At 66.5% G+C, this 19462-nt stretch carries 20 protein-coding genes and 2 pseudogenes; 11 read left to right on the forward strand and 11 right to left on the reverse strand.

The genetic code is table 11. The features are described from left to right. Positions 1–51: 51 nt before the first annotated feature. Together ACWEO2_RS03955 and ACWEO2_RS03960 are read left to right on the forward strand one after the other, a co-directional pair. Positions 52–459, forward strand: coding sequence for a YciI family protein (locus tag ACWEO2_RS03955; RefSeq protein ID WP_354955055.1), 408 nt, complete (start codon positions 52–54; stop codon positions 457–459). 6 nt (positions 460–465) lie between these two features. Further along, positions 466–1611, forward strand: a complete 1146-nt coding sequence (locus ACWEO2_RS03960; RefSeq protein WP_452403964.1) for an RNA polymerase sigma factor — start codon at positions 466–468, stop codon at positions 1609–1611. Between the two features lie 226 nt (positions 1612–1837). Here the strand turns inward: ACWEO2_RS03960 and rox are convergent, their stop codons facing one another. The 3 genes from rox to ACWEO2_RS03975 form a co-directional block, all read right to left on the reverse strand. Next, positions 1838–3265 carry a rifampin monooxygenase gene (gene rox / locus ACWEO2_RS03965; protein ID WP_452403965.1) on the reverse strand — a complete coding sequence of 476 codons (1428 nt, stop codon included), beginning with the start codon at positions 3263–3265 and terminating at the stop codon, positions 1838–1840. Positions 3266–3678: 413 nt separating this feature from the next. Continuing rightward, positions 3679–4860: an acyl-CoA dehydrogenase family protein gene (locus ACWEO2_RS03970; protein WP_452403966.1), complete on the reverse strand. Its 1182-nt coding sequence runs from the start codon at positions 4858–4860 to the stop codon at positions 3679–3681. Positions 4861–5145: 285 nt separating this feature from the next. Next, on the reverse strand, positions 5146–6330 hold the full coding sequence (locus ACWEO2_RS03975) for an alpha/beta fold hydrolase (protein ID WP_452403967.1): 1185 nt from the start codon (positions 6328–6330) through the stop codon (positions 5146–5148). A gap of 213 nt (positions 6331–6543) precedes the next feature. On the opposite strand from ACWEO2_RS03975, the gene ACWEO2_RS03980 reads away from it, so the two are divergent. Next, the gene (locus tag ACWEO2_RS03980) at positions 6544–7134 is read left to right on the forward strand and encodes a TetR/AcrR family transcriptional regulator (RefSeq protein WP_452403968.1); all 591 of its coding nucleotides are present in this window, start codon (positions 6544–6546) and stop codon (positions 7132–7134) included. Positions 7135–7237: 103 nt separating this feature from the next. Here ACWEO2_RS03980 and ACWEO2_RS03985 read toward each other — a convergent pair whose 3' ends face one another. Both ACWEO2_RS03985 and ACWEO2_RS03990 read right to left on the reverse strand, forming a co-directional pair. Beyond that, positions 7238–7534, reverse strand: a complete 297-nt coding sequence (locus tag ACWEO2_RS03985; RefSeq protein WP_452403969.1) for a Tn3 family transposase — start codon at positions 7532–7534, stop codon at positions 7238–7240. 201 nt (positions 7535–7735) lie between these two features. Beyond that, positions 7736–8350: a TetR family transcriptional regulator gene (locus ACWEO2_RS03990; protein WP_452403970.1), complete on the reverse strand. Its 615-nt coding sequence runs from the start codon at positions 8348–8350 to the stop codon at positions 7736–7738. A 100-nt stretch (positions 8351–8450) separates the two neighbouring features. On the opposite strand from ACWEO2_RS03990, the pseudogene ACWEO2_RS03995 reads away from it, so the two are divergent. Next, a pseudogene (locus tag ACWEO2_RS03995) lies at positions 8451–8750 on the forward strand (FAD-binding protein); the annotation flags it as partial. 85 nt (positions 8751–8835) lie between these two features. Here the strand turns inward: ACWEO2_RS03995 and ACWEO2_RS04000 are convergent. Continuing rightward, positions 8836–9726 (reverse strand): RNA polymerase sigma-70 factor, encoded by an 891-nt coding sequence (locus tag ACWEO2_RS04000; RefSeq protein ID WP_452403971.1) that lies wholly within the window; start codon positions 9724–9726, stop codon positions 8836–8838. A gap of 273 nt (positions 9727–9999) precedes the next feature. On the opposite strand from ACWEO2_RS04000, the gene ACWEO2_RS04005 reads away from it, so the two are divergent. The 4 genes from ACWEO2_RS04005 (at position 10000) to ACWEO2_RS04020 (ending at position 13973) form a co-directional block, all read left to right on the forward strand. Then, complete coding sequence (locus ACWEO2_RS04005) at positions 10000–10647, forward strand: ABC transporter ATP-binding protein (protein ID WP_452403972.1); 648 nt, start codon at positions 10000–10002, stop codon at positions 10645–10647. Continuing rightward, entirely contained in the window at positions 10644–11420 is a 777-nt protein-coding gene (locus tag ACWEO2_RS04010; protein ID WP_452403973.1) for an ABC transporter permease, read from the forward strand. The genes ACWEO2_RS04005 and ACWEO2_RS04010 overlap by 4 nt, the downstream gene beginning before the upstream one ends. Positions 11421–11505: 85 nt before the next feature. Beyond that, complete coding sequence (locus ACWEO2_RS04015) at positions 11506–12714, forward strand: site-specific integrase (protein WP_452403974.1); 1209 nt, start codon at positions 11506–11508, stop codon at positions 12712–12714. Positions 12715–13079: 365 nt separating this feature from the next. Then, entirely contained in the window at positions 13080–13973 is an 894-nt protein-coding gene (locus tag ACWEO2_RS04020) for a CPBP family intramembrane glutamic endopeptidase (protein WP_452403975.1), read from the forward strand. Positions 13974–13985: 12 nt separating this feature from the next. Here the strand turns inward: ACWEO2_RS04020 and ACWEO2_RS04025 are convergent, their stop codons facing one another. Both ACWEO2_RS04025 and ACWEO2_RS04030 read right to left on the reverse strand, forming a co-directional pair. Further along, positions 13986–14933 carry a DUF6928 family protein gene (locus ACWEO2_RS04025; protein WP_452403976.1) on the reverse strand — a complete coding sequence of 316 codons (948 nt, stop codon included), beginning with the start codon at positions 14931–14933 and terminating at the stop codon, positions 13986–13988. Between the two features lie 112 nt (positions 14934–15045). Then, a pseudogene (locus tag ACWEO2_RS04030) lies at positions 15046–15324 on the reverse strand (IS256 family transposase); the annotation flags it as partial. A 150-nt stretch (positions 15325–15474) separates the two neighbouring features. On the opposite strand from ACWEO2_RS04030, the gene ACWEO2_RS04035 reads away from it, so the two are divergent. Together ACWEO2_RS04035 and ACWEO2_RS04040 are read left to right on the forward strand one after the other, a co-directional pair. After that, the gene (locus ACWEO2_RS04035; protein WP_452403977.1) at positions 15475–15999 is read left to right on the forward strand and encodes an AAA family ATPase; all 525 of its coding nucleotides are present in this window, start codon (positions 15475–15477) and stop codon (positions 15997–15999) included. Between the two features lie 123 nt (positions 16000–16122). Then, entirely contained in the window at positions 16123–16380 is a 258-nt protein-coding gene (locus ACWEO2_RS04040) for a hypothetical protein (protein ID WP_452403978.1), read from the forward strand. A gap of 5 nt (positions 16381–16385) precedes the next feature. On the opposite strand, the gene ACWEO2_RS04045 is transcribed toward ACWEO2_RS04040, so the two are convergent. Then, positions 16386–16715: a hypothetical protein gene (locus ACWEO2_RS04045; protein ID WP_452403979.1), complete on the reverse strand. Its 330-nt coding sequence runs from the start codon at positions 16713–16715 to the stop codon at positions 16386–16388. 226 nt (positions 16716–16941) lie between these two features. On the opposite strand from ACWEO2_RS04045, the gene ACWEO2_RS04050 reads away from it, so the two are divergent. Beyond that, positions 16942–17637, forward strand: a complete 696-nt coding sequence (locus tag ACWEO2_RS04050; RefSeq protein WP_452403980.1) for a lysophospholipid acyltransferase family protein — start codon at positions 16942–16944, stop codon at positions 17635–17637. A 73-nt stretch (positions 17638–17710) separates the two neighbouring features. Here ACWEO2_RS04050 and ACWEO2_RS04055 read toward each other — a convergent pair whose 3' ends face one another. Both ACWEO2_RS04055 and ACWEO2_RS04060 read right to left on the reverse strand, forming a co-directional pair. Beyond that, entirely contained in the window at positions 17711–18283 is a 573-nt protein-coding gene (locus ACWEO2_RS04055) for a TetR/AcrR family transcriptional regulator (protein ID WP_452403981.1), read from the reverse strand. Then, positions 18270–19121 carry an alpha/beta fold hydrolase gene (locus ACWEO2_RS04060; protein WP_452403982.1) on the reverse strand — a complete coding sequence of 284 codons (852 nt, stop codon included), beginning with the start codon at positions 19119–19121 and terminating at the stop codon, positions 18270–18272. Before ACWEO2_RS04060 ends, ACWEO2_RS04055 begins: the two co-directional genes overlap by 14 nt. Positions 19122–19462 lie beyond the last annotated feature (341 nt).

A 19462-nucleotide genomic window follows, 5' to 3' on the forward strand; every position in this document is an offset into this window, starting at 1 on the left:
CCCCGGGGTGAACATGACCACAATGGGCCGTACCGCATCAAGGAGAAAATGATGGCCAAGTATCTGCTGCTCAAGCATTACCGTGGTGCCCCGGCATCGGTCAACGACGTGCCGATGGATCAGTGGACGCCAGAGGAGATCTCGGCTCACATCCAGTACATGCGGGACTTCGCGGATCGGCTCGAGAGCACCGGCGAGTTCGTCTACGAGCAGGCGCTGTCCCCGGAGGGCACATTCGTCCGTTACGACGGCGAGGGGCGGCCGCCGGTCACCGACGGCCCGTTCGCGGAGACCAAGGATCTGATCGCTGGCTGGATGGTGATCGACGTCGAGACCTATGAGCGGGCGTTGGAGCTGGCTGGCGAGCTGTCCGCGGCGCCGGGTGCGGGTGGGAAGCCGATTCACGAGTGGCTCGAGGTGCGCCCGTTCCTGACCGCGCTGCCGACGGTGACGGAGTGACGCACGGTGGATGAGGCCCTGCTCCGGACCCTCACCCCCACTGTCATCGGGATCCTCGTCCGCCGCGGAGGCGATTTCGCGGCGGCCGAGGATGCCGTGCAGGACGCTCTGATCGAAGCGGTGCGGGTGTGGCCGAACGACCCACCGCGAGATCCCAAGGGCTGGTTGGTCGCTGTGGCCTGGCGCAAGTTCCTCGACGCCGCCCGCGCCGATACGTCACGGCGGCGGCGCGAGGAGCTCGTCGAGATCGAGCCCATGCCCGGACCGGCCGAGGAGGTGGACGACACGCTGCAGCTGTACTTTCTGTGTGCGCACCGGTCCCTGACCCCGGCCTCGGCGGTCGCGCTGACGCTGCGCGCGGTCGCCGGTCTGACCACGAGGCAGATCGCGCAGGCCTACCTGGTGCCCGAGGCAACCATGGCCCAGCGGATCAGCCGGGCCAAGCGAACCGTCTCGGGTATCCGGTTCGACCAACCCGGTGACGTCGCCACTGTGCTGCGCGTGCTCTACCTCGTCTTCAACGAGGGCTACTCCGGCGACGTGGACCTCGCCGCCGAGGCGATCCGGCTCACCCGCCAACTGGCCGCCATGGCCGAGCATGAGGAGGTGGCGGGTCTGCTCGCGCTCATGCTGCTCCATCACGCACGGCGCCCGGCACGGACCCGCACCGACGGTAGCCTGGTGCCGCTCGCCGAGCAGGACCGCGGCCAGTGGGATACCCGCCTGATCGCCGAGGGCGTCGATGTGCTCCAGGCAGCCCTCGCCCGCGACCGACTCGGAGAGTTCCAGGCCCAGGCCGCCATCGCCGCGCTGCACGCCGACGCCCGCACGACCGAGGAGACCGACTGGGTGCAGATCGTCGAGTGGTACGACGAACTGCTGCGGCTCACCGACAACCCGGTGGCCCGCCTCAACCGCGCCGTCGCGGTCGGCGAGGCCGACGGCCCACGTGCCGGACTGGCCGCCCTGGCAGAGCTCGACCCCTCCCTACCGCGCTACACCGCCGCCGCGGCATACCTGCACGAGCGTGACGGTGACCTGGTGACCGCAGCACGGCTCTACACCGAAGCCGCACGACTGGCGCCCGATCTCCCCGAACGCGACCACCTCACGCGTCAGGCCGCACGGCTCAACGCAAAGCTCCGCGGTTGAGCGGCCGGACCAATGACAGGCGCATTCACCCAGACAGTAAGGATCGCCCGCACAGCCTGTCAGCTGGTCGGAGCACGTCCTCGACCTTCAGGTGCCCGTCCCCGGCACTCACCACGAGACGAATCCATCCCGTGCGCCGCCGCAGTGACCGAGTACGACCTGGACCTCGAGGGCACCGCGCCGGCCGGAGATAGGTCCCGCGCACTTTGGCGCCACAACTGCGCGCTCAGCTGACGGCCGTGCCGAACCACCTGGACAGCTGGCTGAGCAGTTCCTGCTGATCATCACCGACCCACGCCACGTAGCCGTCCGGCCGCAGCAGCACCGCGGGCACGTCCAGTTCTTCGCTGACGTCGACGACGTGGTCGACCCGGTCGGCCCAGCCCGCCACCGAGAGTCGACCGGTCTGGTCGAGCAGCAGTCCGCGGCCGCCATGCATGAGCTCGTAGAGGCGCCCCCGCTTCAGCCCGATGTCCCGCAGCCGTCGGCCGAGCAGTTCGTGCCCCTCGCCGAGGTCGTAGCGGACCCCGATCGCGGTGATCTTCTCGGTCAGGTACCGGTTCACCTCCTCGAAATCCATCAGCTCCGACAGCAGCCGGCGCACGGACCGGGGACCCGGCTCGGTGGACATCAGCTCGGACTGCACGTGGGTGTTGTTCAGCACGTCGGCGGCTACCGGGTGCCGTTCGGTGTGGTAGCTGTCCAGCAGCCCCTCCGGTGCCCAGCCGCTGACCTGGGCGGCCAGCTTCCAGCCCAGATTGAACGCATCCTGGACGCCGAGGTTTAGGCCCTGCCCGCCCAGCGGTGGGTGGACGTGCGCCGCGTCGCCGGCCAGTAGCACCCGGCCGACCCGGTAGCGCTCGGCCAGCCGGGTGGCGTCGCCGAAGCGGGACAGCCAACGCGGTGAGTGCACGCCGAAGTCGGTGCCGGCGAACACCCGCAGCTGCTGTTTGAACTCCTCAAGGGTCGGCGGGACCGACCGGTCCGCGGCCACCCCCTCGGCCGGCACGACGACGCGGTACACCCCGTCCCCGGAGGGCCCGGCGCCGAACCCCTTGTGGGTCTTGCGGACCTCAGCCACCACGGCGGCCAGCGTCTCCGGCGGCGCGGCCACCTCCATCTCGCCCAGCAGCGACTCGACCCGCGTGGGTTCGCCGGGAAAGCCGACGCCGAGCAGCTTGCGCACCGTGCTGCGGCCGCCGTCGCAACCGACGAGGTAGCGCGAGCGCAGCTGCGTGCCGTCGGCCAGCTCGACGGTCACTCCGTCCTCGTTTTGGCTCAATCCGACCAGTTCGCAGCCGCGCCGGAGCTCGACGCCGAGTTCGGCGGCGTGCTCGGCCAGCAGGCGCTCGGTGACGGGCTGCGGGATGCCGAGGATGTACGGATGCGCGGTGTCCAGCCGGTCGGGCCGCGGCTTTTCGATGCCGGCGAAGAAGCCGCCGACCGGGTACTGCTTGCCGAGCGCGAGGAACCGCTCCAGCAGACCACGCTGGTCCATCACCTCGACGCTACGCACATGCAGGCCGAGCGACCGGACATGGCTGGTCGGCTCGGTCTCCTTCTCCAGCACGAGCGCGTGCACGCCATGCAGCCGCAACTCGCTGGCCAGCATCAAGCCGGTCGGTCCACCGCCGGCAACGATCACATCGATCATGAAAACCCCTCATTCGACAAGCTTGCATATCGGCCAGCTGCGCCGCGCGGTTCGGTGGGGCGCACCCCCGCATCTGGGCACCGACCGCCCCGGCGGTTCGACGTCCTTGCAGACACACACGTCGACAAGGGGGCACGTACTTCGCGACCCCTGATTTCCGCAGGTTCTGGCTTCGGCTGGAGATTTTGCAGCACGACCGGGGTCTTGCCGCAAGGCCCCGGGTGCGTTATATGTTGAAAGTGGCAGGGAGTGGATGACCTCCTTGCCTTCGCTATTTCTCGCCTGTTGTGGCCGGACTAGTCCTCCCAAGCGGTAACGCGCCACGTACGGCGACGCCGCCAGCTGAGCACACCTGGGATCCAGCCAACTCGTCGGCCTTGTCGGTGTCCGGGTCGCGCAAGCCGATGGGCGACTCAGATCATGATCCGTTGTCGCGGTTGGGGTTCGATACCCATCGTGGTCAGCGCTGTGGCGTGGTAGACGAGACCGGGGGTGTGGATGGCGTGTTGCAGGCCGGTGTGGGCGTCGCGCCAGAAGCGTTGCACCGGATTGCTACGGCGCACCGCGTTACCGCCGGAGCGGGCGAAGATGTCGTCCACGGCATCCACAGCGCGCCAGGCGCAGCGGATCTGGTTGCGTCGGGTCACGGCACGGTCGGCGAATGTGACCGGGGTGCCCGCGTCGGCGAGGTCGTAGAGGCGCTCGATGCCGTCGAGGAGTTGGGTGCGGGAGGCGGCGATCTCGGCGGCGGCTTCGGAGATCGCGGACAGGGTGTAGGGGTCCTCAGCGATACGAACACCGGTCATTGTGGTGCGGTCACGCTGATAGGCCAGGTGCACAGCCAGCGCTCCTTCAGCGATGCCGATGACAGCGGCGGTGATGCCGAGGGGGAACATGGCCCAGAACGGCAGCCGATAGAGGGTTTCGTCGCGCCCGACGACCACGGCCCGCGCGCCTTCGGACATGTCCTGCGCGTCGACGGTCCGGTAGGCGGGGACGAAGGCGTCCTCGACGAGGATGTCCTTGCTTCCGGTGCCGCACAGGCCGATAACGTCCCAGGTGTCCTCGACGATGGTGTAGTCGGCGCGGGGCAGCACCACGTGCAGGGTGGTGCGCGGTTCAGCGGGATGGCCGTCGGCGTCGCCGAGGGTGGCGCCGAGGAAGATCCAGTCGCAGTGGTCGGTGCCGGAAGAGAAGTTCCAGCGCCCGCGCAGTCGGTAGCCGCCGTCGACCGGTGTGGCGATCCCTTGGGCGGCGTACGGGGAGGCGATCCAGGTGTCGGGGTCCTCGCCCCACACCTCCTGTTGCAGTCGTCGGTCCATCAGTGCCATCTCCCACGGGTGCACACCGCCGACGCCGCAGACCCAGCCGGTCGAGCCGCAGCGTTGTGCGACCGCCATGACAGTTTCTGCGAATACACGCGGGTGGGCGGCGTGGCCGCCGAAATCGGCGGGTTGCAGCAGTCGCATCACCCCGGCTTCGCGGATCAGGGCGACGCTGTCGTGGGACAGCCTCCCGAGTGCTTCGCTGTCGGCGGCGGTGGCGGCCAACCGCTCGCCCAGTGCTTCCACCTGTTCCAAAACCTTGTCCGTCATGCGCCTCACCTCTCGAGATAGTCGCTGTGGCGCGACCTTGGCAAGAACTAGAATTAATTCTAGTTTGCGCTGGTGTCAAGACTTGTGCCGATACTGGGGGGCGAGGAGTAAATCCGTCCGATCCGGCGTAGCCTCGCCAAGTACGCGAGAGTGTCCGACGACGGGCTGCGGCGGTATCAAGCCGACAGTGACACAGCCGCGCGCCGACGGTCGACTCGCCGATCCGGCGTCAAGCTGGCTGACGACACCGGCCGCCCATGGTGTTCCCTGGCCGCCGGACCGGCTCTACTGGTGTTCGCCGAGGAAGGTCGGAATGTCTGCGGCCGTGGGGTAGTTGAGAAGCGGGGCCGGTTGGTCGTCGAGGAACGCGGTGATGACTGATGCTGCGCGGTCGTTGTTGTCGTCGAGGCCGTTCCAGATGTGATGGCCGACGCCGGTGATGTATTGGGTCCGGGCAATTGCGGGATCGGACGCCAGGATGGCTGTCGCCCATTGCCGCAATTGGTGCGAACATTCGGCCATCACCAGCATCGCGGGCACCTCGGATAGGCGCAGTTGCGGAGCGATCGAGGGCGAGTCGGTGATCGTGTCCTGGATGCGGAGGCTGGCGGCGGGGTTGAACGAGAAGTTTGCGGCGCTGTCCTCGACCGGGATGCGCTGAGCGTCCTTCGCGCAGTAGCTGTTCGCCGTGTCGCTGCCGAGATCGGCGGCCTGGAAGGCGTTGACCGCTTCCGCCTGGCCGACCATCTGATCCTGGGGAGACAGCAGCCCCAGCCGCTGCAGCCCGAAGGCAATCGCATAGCGCGGCATGGAGATCGAGCGTGAGCCGCCCGGTGGGGGAGCAATCCCGGCGGCCGTACCGCTTCCGGTCCAGCCGGCCGTGTTCGCAGTGGGTCCGTCCATCGGTCCCGGCTCCACGATCACTGCCCTATGAATGAAGTCCGCGCTCGCGGCGTCGGCCAGGGCCCGCGTGAGGATCACCGCCCCGGAGGAGAACCCGATCACGTCGGCGCGCCTGCCGGGGATGTGCGTCAGCACCGCCGTGAGGTCGCGCACCGAGCGGTCGATGGTGTAGTCGCGCATGGGCAGCGGATCGCTTCGTCCGCCGCCGGCCTGCTCGTAGGCGTAGACATCGAAGCCATCGCCCGCGAGCTGGCGCAGAAACGTGTGGTCGATCAGGGCGATGCTGCGGACGGGACCGCCATTGAGATACAGCAGCGGTACACCGTGATGCACGACGCCCGCCGGCGGTGCGTAGTGATACACAGCGACGCGGCTTCCCGTCGCCAGCGTCCAACGCTCGCTCGAAACTCCGGTTAGGTCTGGAGGATACTGCCAGCTCGTCGGAACGGTTGGTACGCAGGCGCTGGCGGTGAGCGCGCAGGCCAGACTCGTCTGAATCAGCACGTGCGCCGCGGAGCGCCGACGGTGACGGGCCGCCAGCAGTCCGGCCGTGACCGTGCCGATCATGGCAGTGACGGTCCATGCCGCCCATCCACGCCCAGCCCCGCCGGTCAGCACCACCACAGCCAGGAACACCACGACCAATGCCAGTACGGCCGTGACGTGGATGGCGGTGGTCCGTAACACTCGCAAGCTCTGTCGAACGAACGTCACTAGGATCTCCTCTGTTTCAGAACGTTGTTCTGAAACAGTGTTACATGCCGGGTAGACTGCGTCTCCATGGGACGTCCGCCAACCAACGACGACGCCACGCGCGAACGCCTCATCAGCGCTGCGACGAATCTGCTGCGCGACCGCTCGCCGGATCGCTTGTCGATGCGCGAAGTTGCCGCTGCCGCAACCGCTTCGACCACCTCGATCTACACGTTGTTCGGAAGCCGGGACGGTCTGCTCGCCGCCGTGCGCCGGCGCGTGGCGGCGCAGCTGTTCGAGGTTCTAGCCGCGGTACCCGTGGGTGACGACCCGCTCACCGGCCTGCTGGCGATGGCGTCGGCCTATCGGCGGTGGGCCCTCGACGAGCGGCACTTTTACACGGTGATCTTCGGCGGCGGCACGACCTACACTCCCAGCGGCGCCCCGAGCGACCAAGACCCGGCGGCACCACTCGTCGATGCGATCAGCCGCGTACACGCCTCCCGGTACTCGACCGCAGAGGTGAACCGCATCGCGGTCGCGGTCTGGGCGACCCTGCACGGATTCGTCGCGTTCGAACTCGACGGGACCCTACCCTCGGCGTACATCGACGTGGTGATCCAGGCGGCCGTGAGATCATTGGTCCTCGGCTGGCACGTTCCGACCTCCAGCAGCTGATATCACGGTGCGCATTCCTGCCGACCGGGTGAGAGCAGGGTCCATAGTCGCCCACACCGACAGATCCCGCCGCTAACCAGGCCCGGGTGCCGCGAGCAGTGGCTCATCGCGGGCCGTAGTCCGCGCCCTGGTCGATGCGCCACAACCGCTGATCGGGCAGGTTCGCCAGCTGCGGCCGATATTTCTTACCGATCAAATGCAGCAAACCGAACACGATGTCGGAATACGAGCCGGTATCGGTGATGATGGCTTCGGGCCGGCGGCCGCCCTGCTGGAGCTTCACGACATCGATGAAGTTCAACGAGTCGCGTGGCGTGGCGTGCCGGACACCACTTTGGCCGCCAGGCCGGCGGACTGGTCGTTGAGCATGTTCAACGAGACAACGCCCCAAACCGGCCATAGCCACCCTCATCGGTCACGCCGACATGAAATCACCTGTAGATCAACACCGCTCACCGTTCCTCCGCGCTTAGCGCCGGATCGGGCGGATCTGCTCCCCGCCCCCGTTCTCGGCTCGATTACGTGCGACACGGCGCGGCGCTCGCGGGAGGTGTCGACGGTAGAGGCGTAGATCCATCCGGTCGGGGCCGGATGGTCGATCTCACTGAATGTGGTGGGCGAGGATCAGCGAGGCTGCGCGACACAGTTCGCGTTCGGCGCGTTCGGGGGACATGCGTCGACTCAGACTCGAGGTGAGCACGCCCCACCAGCTGTAGATCAGCAGCAGTGTGGCGCTGTGCTCGGCCGCGCCGGGTTGCTCGATTCCGAGCGTGTCCAGAATCGCCTGTGTCAGTGTCGATTCCGATTCCAGCCACAACTGCTCCGGCGATGGCTCGCGCATATAGGCGGCGGCGGTGGCGCGCAGCATCGCCGAGCACAGCCGAGGGCTGCGCAGCAGTGTCGTGTTCAGCGCGGCCAGGTTGCGCCCGATGTGCTCCAAGACATCGCCACCCTCGGGTAGCTGCCATCGGTCGTTGACGAAACTGGCGATCTGTTCTTGGAACAGGGTCGCGAACACCTCGGTCTTGGTGGGGAAGTACCGGTAGAGCGTGCCCAACGCCACGTCCGCCCGATTGGCGAGATCGGCCATCTGCACCCGGTCGAACTCCGCTTCGGCACCGAGTTCGGCAGCCGCCCGCAGGATGGCAACCCGCCGGGCCACCTGACCAGCCGACGCCGGGGTCGCGGCGGGGCGCTGCTGTGCGATTCGCCCCATCGACCCGCCCTTTCTCGTCGCTTCCTGAACTCGACGATAGCGGCTGCCCTGCCGACCCGGGGACGAGAGGACACCCACCACTCCCGTCGGGCCGAAATCGCCTGAGACAGCACACTCCGCCTTGGCCAGCAGCCCCTACTACGCCGCCCGTCTGGTCCCCGGCGACCTCGGCACCAAAGGCGGTCTGGTCACCGACACCCACAGCCGCGTCTTGCGCGTCGACCACACCGTCATCGAGGGCCTCTACGCCGCGGGCAACACCGCTACCCCCGTCATGGGTCACACCTACGCCGGACCCGGCGCCACCATCGGACCCGCCATCGTCTTTGCCTACCTCGCCGCCCACCACATCGCCACCACCGGACACCGCGCACCGACCGCCACCGCTGCGGATCAGTAATAGGGACGCCCGCGTACTTCGAAGTCACCGAATGCGGGATCACTGCGTTGCGCACATGCGGCGTCGGTGAGATCGGGCTCCGGACTCAGCGGCTGACAATCGTCTCCCGTTGCACACGCGACAGTTTCTCGGGATTGCGCACGATGTAGAGCCCGGTGATCAGGCCGTCGTCGATCCGCGCGGCTACGACGTTGTCGATCTCCCCGTCGATCCGGATGATCAGCGCCGGGCAGCCATTGATCTGTGCCGGCTCGACCGACACCGCGCCGCTGACCCTGGGCAAGCCGACCGCCAGCAACCGAGCCACCCGGGCCGCCCCCACGATGGGCCGCACCACGGCCTGCACGACTCCGCCACCGTCACCCAGCAGTACGACATCCGGCGCGAGCATGTCGAACAGGCTTTGCAGATCACCCGTTTCGATCGCCCGTCGGAATGCGTCCAGCGCGCCGCGGGTCTCGGCCGGGGAGACGGTCCCGCGTGGTCGTCGTGCGGCGACGTGTGCGCGTGCCCGATGGGCGATCTGGCGGACCGCGGCGGGGGTTTTGTCGACCGCTTCCGCGATTTCGTCGTAGGCCAGATCGAAGACCTCGCGAAGTACGAATACCGCTCGCTCGGTCGGCGCGAGTGTCTCCAGTACCAGCAGCATCGCCATCGAGACACTGTCGGCCAGTTCGACATCCTCGGCCACGTCGGGCGTGGTGAGCAGCGGCTCGGGCAACCAGGGGCCGACGTAGGACTCTTTGCGACGGCCGAGCGTGCGCAGCCGGGTGAGCGCCTGGCGGGTGGTGATCCGGACCAGGTAGGCACGATGATCCCGCACCGTGTCGAGATCGACATCCACCCACCGCAACCAGGTCTCCTGCAGCACATCTTCGGCATCGGCGGCCGAGCCCAGCATTTCGTAGGCGACGGTGAAGAGCAGGTTGCGGTGGGCGAGGAATGCCTCGGTAGCGGGATCCCTGCGCTCGCTCATCGGTTGCTCCTGCCTGTTCGCTATCGACTGTGTCACGCACAAGACGCCGGTCCAAACCGCTTTGTGACATCCACGGACAGTGGCGCACGTCACATCGACAGGCATGCGCCAGCATTTCGTGGTCGTCCAGCACTCACCACCCGCAAGTCGATGCACATTCGAGAGCACAGTCGCCGCCTTGCCCGGCAATCACGGCCCTCAGCGCGACCCGCACAGTCGCCGCTCGTCGGCTCCGACCGGACACCGCTGCCGCCGATAGGGAATGGTGGGACGGTGCCGAATATCAGTCTGGATGCGGTCAGTGCGAGTCACGGGGATGCGCCGATACTCAGCGATATCACCGCGACGTTTCCTGCGGGTCGATGTGCAGCGGTGGTCGGGCCGAGCGGCACGGGGAAGACCACGCTGCTGCGGCTGCTCAATCGGCTCGACGAACCGAGCGGCGGCCGGATTCTTCTCGATGACGTCCCGATCACCCAGTTCCACGCCCCGGATCTGCGTCGACGTGTCGGGCTGGTGCCACAGCACCCCACGCTGCTCACCGATACCGTCGCCGAGGAGATTCGAGTCGGCCGGGCCGATCTCGCGTCCGATCGCCTGGACATGCTGCTCGCCCGCGTCGGCTTGCCGGACTTCCACGGCCGACGCTGTCTCGAATTGTCCGGTGGCCAGGCGCAGCGAGTGTGCCTGGCTCGAGCGCTCGCCGTCGAACCCGAGGTGTTGTTGCTCGACGAGCCGACCTCTGCCCTCGATGCGGAATCCGCGGCGGCGGTCGGCGCTCTCATTCGCGAGCACACGGCGGGCGGCGGCGGTGTCATCCTGGTCAGCCACGACACCGCCTTCGTAACCGACGTTGCCGACGATATGTGGACCCTGCGAGACGGGCACCTGTCCCCCGGCGATGAACGGAAACCCCAGTGACAGCACAGCTTTCCGTACCCGGCTGGCCCGGTGTCGCGACCTCGCTCGTGCTGGTCGCAGTGGCCGCCGCAATCGCCTACCGCCAGCAACTGCACCTGACCCGCGAACTGCTCATCGCCGCCACCCGCGCCGCGGCCCAGTTGGTGGCCGTCGGCGCCATACTACTGATCCTGTTCCGGCACACCGGATTACCGGGCGCACTCGCGTGGGTTGTCCTCATGGTGCTGATCGCCGGACAGGTGGCGGGCCGACGCGGCAAAGGTCTGCCGCGGGCGCGCCGGGCCGCCACCATCGGCGTCGGCATCGGCTCGGCCATTACGCTCGGCGCACTCATCCTGCTCGGTGTCATCTCGACACAGGCCCGAGTCGTCGTCCCGGTCGGCGGCATGATCGTTTCCGCCTCGATGCAGGCCACCGGCATCGCGCTGCGCCGACTCCATGAGGACGCCCGCACTGCGCGCCCCGCCATCGAAGCCCGACTGTGCCTGGGCCTTTCGGCGCGCGAAGCCTTCCTGCCGCATCGCCGATCCGCATTGCGCACGGCACTGATCCCGACGATCGACGCGACCAAGGTCGTCGGCCTGATCAGTTTGCCCGGCGCCATGACCGGACTCATCCTCGCTGGCGTCGACCCGCTCACCGCTATCCGCTACCAGATCGTGGTCATGTACATGCTGCTCGCGGCCACCGCCCTGGCCGCGCTGACCGCCGCGCGCGTCGCGGAGTCCTATCTGTTCGATGGTGCACAGCGCCTGCTGCCGCTGCAGGACTGATGCGTGTCGCGACCGGACGGGAATCACCGCAGAACGCATAGGCTTTGGCTGTCGAACTTCGGGCCGGGCAGATGGGAGCGAGCGAATGGGCGATGCGGTGGTCGCGGTGCCGGAGTCGGTGCGTACGGAGTTGCGGCGCGGGGTGCGCAGTGTGCTGGTGGATGCGGTCGCACTGCGGTTGGTGCGGGAGCGGTTCGATGATGAGCAGGCCGGGGCATTGCGCCGGTATCTGGAGGCGTCGCAATCGGCGAATACGTTGCGGGCGTATCGAACCGATTGGATCGCATGGGCGGGATGGTGTGCCACGGAAGGGCGGCAGGCGCTGCCCGCGGACCCGCTCGATGTCGCGGTGTACCTCGCCGCGGCAGCGGATGCGTTGCGTCACAGTGACGATGGATCGCAGCGTTGGGCGTTCAGCGCGGCCACCCTCGAACGCAAATCGGCAGCGATCGCGGCGGTCCACGCCGCCAACGGATTACCATCGCCCACCCGCTCCGATGTGGTTCGCCTGACCTTGCGCGGTATCCGCCGGACCCGGCGCACACAGCCAAAGCGCAAGCGCCCGGTGCTGTTGCACACCCTCGAACAATTGCTCGCCGGACTGCCCGAACCGCGGTGGCCCACCGAACCCGCGCGCCGTCGCGACACCCTGGCATTGCTCGTCGGATTCGCGGGAGCGTTGCGCCGCAGCGAACTTGCCGGATTGCGGATCGCCGATGTGCGGGTGGATCTCGACCACAGCACCGGTGAGCCGCTGCTGCTAGTACAACTCCCGACCACCAAAACCGACCCCACCGGCATTACCGAACAGCGCGTCGCACTCCCCCGCGGCCAGCGCCCACACACCTGCCCCGTCTGCGCGTTCGCCGACTGGATCCAGCTGCTCGAAGTTCACTGCGCACGCGGCGATGTGCGGGCCTGGCTCGACGACACCCCCGCGACATCCCCGCAGATTCACCGCTGCCATGGCTACCGGGGCACTGCACTCGCCGAAAACGCTACGCTGCCCTTGTTTCCGACCATCACCCGCCACGGCGGCATCGGCACCGAACCGATGTCCGGGCGCGCCATCGCCGAACTCGTCAAACGCTATGCGGCCCGCGCCGGACTCGATCCGGACCTGTTCTCCGGTCACTCCCTGCGCGCCGGATTCGCCACCCAAGCCGCACTCGGCGGCGCCAGCGACCGCGAGATCATGCGGCAGGGCCGCTGGTCCAACCCGCGCACCGTGCACAACTACATCCGCACCGCGAACCCCTTGGAAGACAACGCCGTCACCAAACTCGGCCTCTAGATCTCGTTTCCGGATGACCTCCCTGATCACCGATCGGCCCACAGCTCCAGCTCAGCCCATGCCGAAGTCGACGCGGTAAACGTTCACGACAAGCCACTCGACTTCGGTGCGTAGTCGCATTCAACTGGACCCAGGCCAGCAGTCCGAGCAGACCTCGCGGGTCGAGGAACATGTTTGAGAAATCCGGCGCTCAGCAGTTCATAGCCGCACACTATGTGCGGCCTCGGAGTCGTCGCCGTGTCGACCACAGCGGGCTGGAGTTTGCCTGCCCCGAGGAGACCGGTCGCGCCTAATACCCTGGTACCACAGATGATCCGGACCTTTGGGCGATGCGCAGGCGGACATCGACGGACAAGGTAAATAGCGTGAGCCCCACCGATACCAGCAACACCCAGCCCGGCGCCGTGTGCGTAATGCAGTCACCGACCACTGCAAAGGTCTGGGCCGCACTCGGCGTCTACGTGCTGTCGACCCTTGCCGCCTCGGTTGTCTTACTTGTGGTGCAACCTCATTCGGGCATTGACCCGGCGGCGCTGTCACTGGTCCAGTTCGGCCCGGCGCTGGGCGTGCTGGCAACCTGGCTGACGTTCAGGAAGACCGTTGCCGGACTGCTGCCCTCAGCAGTCTCGTCCCGGCGAGTAGGCGTGAGTGTCGTGGCGGTGGTCACGGCTTGCGTGTTCTTCTGCCTGTTGATCATGATGGCGGCTGTCGTGTCGGGCACCGCCCCTGTCGGCCCCGCGGCAGTCGGGGGTCTTCCTTTCGCAGTGTTTGTGCTGCTCCAACTCGTCGGCGCGGGCGGCGAGGAGATTGGTTGGCGGGGCCTGATGCAGCCGATACTGGAATCTCGAATGACCAGGTTCGCGGCAATTTCTGCGACCGGGGCGACCTGGGCACTGTGGCATGTCCAGGCATACGCGGCGGGCCCGGTGACCGCGGTCTGCTTCTTCGTCTCGGCGATGGCGTTCGCCATCGTGCTCGGATACCTGGGCAACGGGAGTTTCCGCCAGCGTGTGCTGGTCGCGTCGATCGGACATTGGCTGATCAATATCGCCTGCTATCTGCTCGCCGGTGACAACACCTTGGATCGGCCGCAGATCGTGTTCATCGCAATTGCTGGCGTGCTCATCGCCGCAGGCACAATGACGGTACGCGCTCTGCAACACCGTAAGCAGTACCGTCCGGGACTGGATCACGAGCAGAACACACGCGCCGTCAATTCGGAGATATTGTCAAACCCTGTGGATGTGGATCTCGTTTGAGACTGCCTGCTGTCAGCTGAACCTGGTCCAGGTGAACGGGGCCCGCCAGCCTGATCGGTCTTCCATCCAGCCGGTGAAGGCGGCTATGACCTGGTCACGGGAAGCTGTGGTGGTCTGGAAATGGGCGTGCGGGCCGCCGTCGCGGTATTCCAGGTCGAAAGTGCCGTCGGTGTGTCGGTAAGTCTGGATGTACTCCTGTTCGGCGTTGAGCCGTTCGAGGATGAGGAAATTGTTGTTCGGTGCGGTCAACTCCAGCAACAGGGTGACCAGTGTGTGTTCCGAGGGGTCGTCTTTGCAGATGCCGTTTTCGCTCATGGCGCGCCATGATGCCCCGGCGGCAGGTGCTGAGCCGGGCGGACCCAGCAAGAATCCGCACAGCGGGACGTTCCATGCTTTCGTCTCATCGGGATCAGCGGAGCCTTCCAGGATGTATCCGAAGAATGCGCGCAACGCCTCTTCACCCAGCTCCAGCGGATGGAACGGCAGCTTGTAATCCTCGACCGGATGATGGCCGTCCCAATAGGGTTGCTCGAACGGCAGCGGCTTTCCGATGTCCTCCCGCACGCCGTCGTTAGGGGACAGACTCAGCGATCTGATCAGTGTGTAGTCCTCCCACACCGCGAAGGCCAGCGAGTCGGTCATGCTGAACATCGAGTGCGCAAACACCCGTCGTCCGGGTTTCGGATCCAACAGATGAAGCGGAAGGGTTGAGGGCCTATGAGTGGACACTTCGGCGCTATAGACGATCCGCAAACCGGGAAAACAACCGACATAGACCAGACCCTCGTCCGGAAACCCTAGCTCACCAAGCAGGCCATCCTCGGCCACTTCGACCGACCGGCCCGGGAACAGCTGTGCAACCGCTTCACCGGCCGCGTCCCGGTCGAGTGCAGGCTCGGACCGCAACACCGTAATCGGGTCGTGGTCGGCATGGACGACCATCGCGGTTTTCGCCCCCATCGCATCCTCCCGTGTTCGATCGCACTCCGCATCCGACCGAACACGTTTCGTTGAGCGTTGCACCCAGAATCAGGTTGGGGACGGCTAATGTCAAATCCTTCGATGACGGTTTTCAGTCGACCTCCGTTGTGGTGGTGCCGGCCAGGCCGTTTGGTGGCGTCGGGGTGATTTCGCGGGGACGTTCGAGGAGCTTGCCCTTATGGAACAGGGCTTCGGCGCGGACGAGCGCGACGAGGTCGGGCGCGTTGACCTTGCGCCAGCGTGTTTGTGCGGCCTCGATCAGCTTGTAGGCCATGGCGATTCCGGCCGCGCGCGAGTCTGGCCCTTTGGTGACCTTGGTCGGCACGCGCACGGAGGCAAAAGTCGACTCGATCGCGAATACGACCCGAACCAGCCGTAGCCCTCATCGGTCACCGCGACATGAATCACCCCATGAAATCACCCACCGGCCAACCCTGTTCATCGAGGCAGCAAACTAGCGCCGGAACTCGCGAAACTGTTCCTCGACCCCCACCTCGCACCAACCCGATATGTTCGAAGCATGATCATCTGGCTGAACGGAACCTTCGGAGCCGGAAAGACCACGACAGCAGGAGAATTGACCGCACTACTCCCCGGATCGCGGATCTTCGACACCGAGGAGGTCGGGCTCATGCTCCGCCACGTCCTCGCCTCCGAGAGCGTCCGGGACTTCCAGGACTGGCAACCCTGGCGCGGACTGGTCGTGGCTGCGGCGATGCAGATCCTCGACTATGTCGGCGGCACTCTGATCGTGCCCCAGTCGGTCCTCGTTCACCAATACTGGCAAGAAATCCGCGCCGGGCTCGAAAAAGCCAGCGTCCCACTGCATCACTTCGTTCTCCACGCCGATCATCACGAACTCCTCCGCCGCATCCGAACCGATCCCAGCAAACCGAATTCACAATGGCGGCTCGAACACCTCGCCGACTACGACGCCGCTCGCTCATGGCACAGCCAAGAAGCCCACGTCATCGACACCACCGCACTGCAACCGCGTCAAGTCGCAACCCTCATCGCGACCTACACAGGCACAGCCGTCGGCTGACACCCGTCCTGCCGAGGGGCCCGCCGACGATCACGCCGAGCGCCGCCGGCGAGCTGGCCGAGCCCGACTGCAGCGGCGAGAAGCCGCGTGCGCCCTGCAGATAACGCGCTGTAGAAACCGGCCGTGGTCATGGCGAACAGTGGCAATCCGAGTGCCGCATTACCGCCACCGAACAGGCGCTGGGCGAGTTGTCGTGGATCGAAACTCGGCTACGGGGTGCGTAGTTCGACGAGTACGAAGGCAGCCTTCGGCCGCACTCGCTTGGCCGAGGCCCGCATCGCCGTCAACCGCCGCGAAGCCGAACTGGAATCCGCGTTCACCCCCGACCAACGAAAGATGATCCGAGACTGGCTCGACGGCGTCGCCGTGGCCTGCCGGTGACCCGATCAGCTACCGCCGCAACCGCTTCCACCACAGCCGCCGCCGCTGCAACCGCCACCACCGCCGCAGCCGGAGTCGCCGCTTCCCGAATCGCTACCGCTGCAACCGCCACCGTTGATGTAGGAACTCAGGCCGACGCCGCCTGCGGCGGCTGCGCCGCGGGTGCGGGCGCTGGCGGCCCATAGTTCGGCACGGCGGCGTTGGCGGAGGAAACGCACGAGCGAGACTCCGACGAGTGCGGCGGCGCCCGCGAATGCCACGGCGGCGGTGATCGGGTAGAACTGGACGAGTACGGCGCCCGCGAGTACGAAGACCACGGCCATCATTACCAACATCAAAACCTCCCCCACGGATACGTTCTGCGATCAGGATACCCGGCACCACTGACAATTTCGGCTTCCCGACTTCCGGTGTGCTGGAGCCCGATATCTGTGCCAGTATCGCGCAAAAAGGCTGTGCACCAGCAGGTATCGAACCTGACGGAGTTTGTCGGGCCCATGCCATAGTCTGGCTATCGAAGGCCGACGTGATGGGCGCGGCAGTACATGGGGGCAGCGAAATATGATAGACAATGCGTCATCGTCCGATCCTGGTCGCGGTCGGCGTCGCCCGGTCGGGTTGGGTAAGCGCGCCTGGCTCACGACCAAGGTGGTGCGCCGCCTGCTGCGATTTCTCGCCTGGTCGCGGTTCGTTCGCGTGACCGTGGTGAACCGGGAGGTCGTTCCGGCCCGCGGCCCGGTTCTGGTGGCCAGCAATCACATTTCGATGCTCGATGCGGTATTCCTGTGGGGCGCATTGCGGCGGCGAGCGATGGCGGTGGCCATGGCGGAGTTGTGGTCCTGGCCGGTGGTGGGCTGGTTGGTGCGGCGGCTCGGACATGTGCCCGTGGTACGACGCGACCCCGAATCCGGGCAGCAGGCCCTCGCGCACGCCGAATGGATTTTGCGCCACGGTGGCGTGATGCTCATCTACCCCGAGGGCCGATGCGTGCCGCCGGGCGAATCCGAACCGTACAAGCCCGGCGTCGCGAAACTCGCACTGGCAACCGGTGTTCCGATCATTCCGGTCGCCACCATCGGCACCGACAATGTCCTACCCCTACGCGCCAAGGGCGGCGAGCATCGAGGCTTCGACCGCTCGCATCCGGTCACTATTCGCTTCGGCACGCCGATCGACCCCACCGACTTCGACTCCCCCGAAAAACTCCTCGACCAGCTACGCGCCGATATCGAATCCCTGCGCGCCGAATCAGCCTGAGCCACAGCCGATCCCGGACCTGGTGGACTGAACCGCCAAGGCCACACCGAGCTCGCACTGGGAATCGGTGAGCTCACCGATCGGCGCGTAATCCGCGATCGATGAAGTCGATCATCCAGTCGAAGCTGACCTCCGGGTCACCGGTCCATTGGAAGCCTTGGGAGGCCTGCAGGGACGCGAACCCATGGAACGCGCAGCGCAATGCGCGCAGCGCGTGATCCATTTCGGCCTCCGGAATGTGGTATCCGCGCAATACCGCCGCCATCGAATCCAACAGGCGGGTACTGGGTTCCAGCAACGGGTCATCGGCGCCCTCGAACTCGGCGCCGATGGTGGCGGTATACCGGCCGGGATGGGCGATCACATACGCGCGGAATGCGCGGGCGAAGGCCGCCAGCGCGTCGACGCCGGAGAGTCCGTGCATGGCATCGCGGATCTCGCGGTCGAGTTCGGTCATGGCCAGGACCGCGATGCCGTGCTGCAGGTCGGCCAGGTTGGCGACGTGCTTGTAGAGCGAAGGCGTTCGAACACCCAGCCGTTGGGCCAGCGGCGCCATCGCGAGATTGCCGTAGCCGACGTCGTCGGCGAGCTCCGCGCCCGCTCGAACGACGTCGGCCTTGCTGAGCCCGACCCTAGGCACGGGCATGCTCTCGCAGGAAGGCCAGGGCGAGTTCGGCAACCCGGTCGGGCGCGTCCGCGTGCGGGTAATGCCCGGAGCCCTCGGACAATTCGACCTGGCCCAGGCCCTCGGGCATGAGCGCCACGATGGCATCGCCCTCGGCTTTGGGGTCCGGGAAGTCGGGGTCGGCGGAACCCATGACGATCAGTGCGGGCACGCTGAGGTTGGGCAGCTGCGCTTCGGCGTCGGCGGGAGTGGACTTGCCGGTCTTCAGGAATTCCGCGAACCGGCCCGGTTCACCCAGCAGCTGCGCCAGCTCGGCCATGTACTGGTCGTAGTCGGCGGGCTTGATCGGGTAGGCGACATTCAGGTAGCTCATCCACAGCCCGAGGCTCTTGAACATCATCGCGCCCAGCAGTCGAGTCATGCCCTTGCGGTAGCGCGCGACGGTGAACATTGCACCGGTGTAGAACTGCTGGGTCTTGGTGAACGGGTTGAGTTCGATGATGCCGCTGACGAGTTCGGGCGATTGCGCGGCGGCGATGGTGGCGGCACCACCGGAGATGGAGTGGCCGATGATGACCGCGGGCCCGCCGAGGTGGCGGATCAGGGCGAGCAGATCACCCGCGATATCGGTGCGGGAGATGGCCTCACTGCCGTCATGGGAGGTCCAGTTCATGCTGGATTCTCCGTGCCCACGCAGGTCGGCCGATGCGACCCGGAAGCCCTCCGCTACCAGCTTCGGCGCCAGCAACCGATAAGCCTGGCGGCGGTCACCGATCCCGTGCGACAGCACCACCAGCGGGCCGTTGCCAGCCACTTCGTAGGCGATCTGTCCACCGTCGATGGTCAGGTACTCGGTCATGTCGAACTCCAAAGCGTGAGTAGCTAATGCTGATAGCCATAAAGCTAATCCAATTAGCCGCATACGTCAAGCGATGTTCCCGAACTTTCGAGATCTCGGTGGTAATCACCGAGAAGGCAAAGGATTTGACGTAGTCGTGAGCGGTAGGGCGCGCTGAGGCCATGGGGTCGTCTCACCGAAGTCGAACGACAAGGGCGCGGGGGTAGTGGTGCAGCCGAACGCAATCCGGCGCTAACGTCGTGACACCCCGAGGCATCACGTGAACGGTTGTGGGTGTTGCTAATTCTTGCCGGATCCGCTGTTGGCGTTGGCCGAGACCGCCGATTGAGCCCAGCCGGGGA

The organism is Nocardia sp. NPDC004278 (assembly GCF_053602975.1).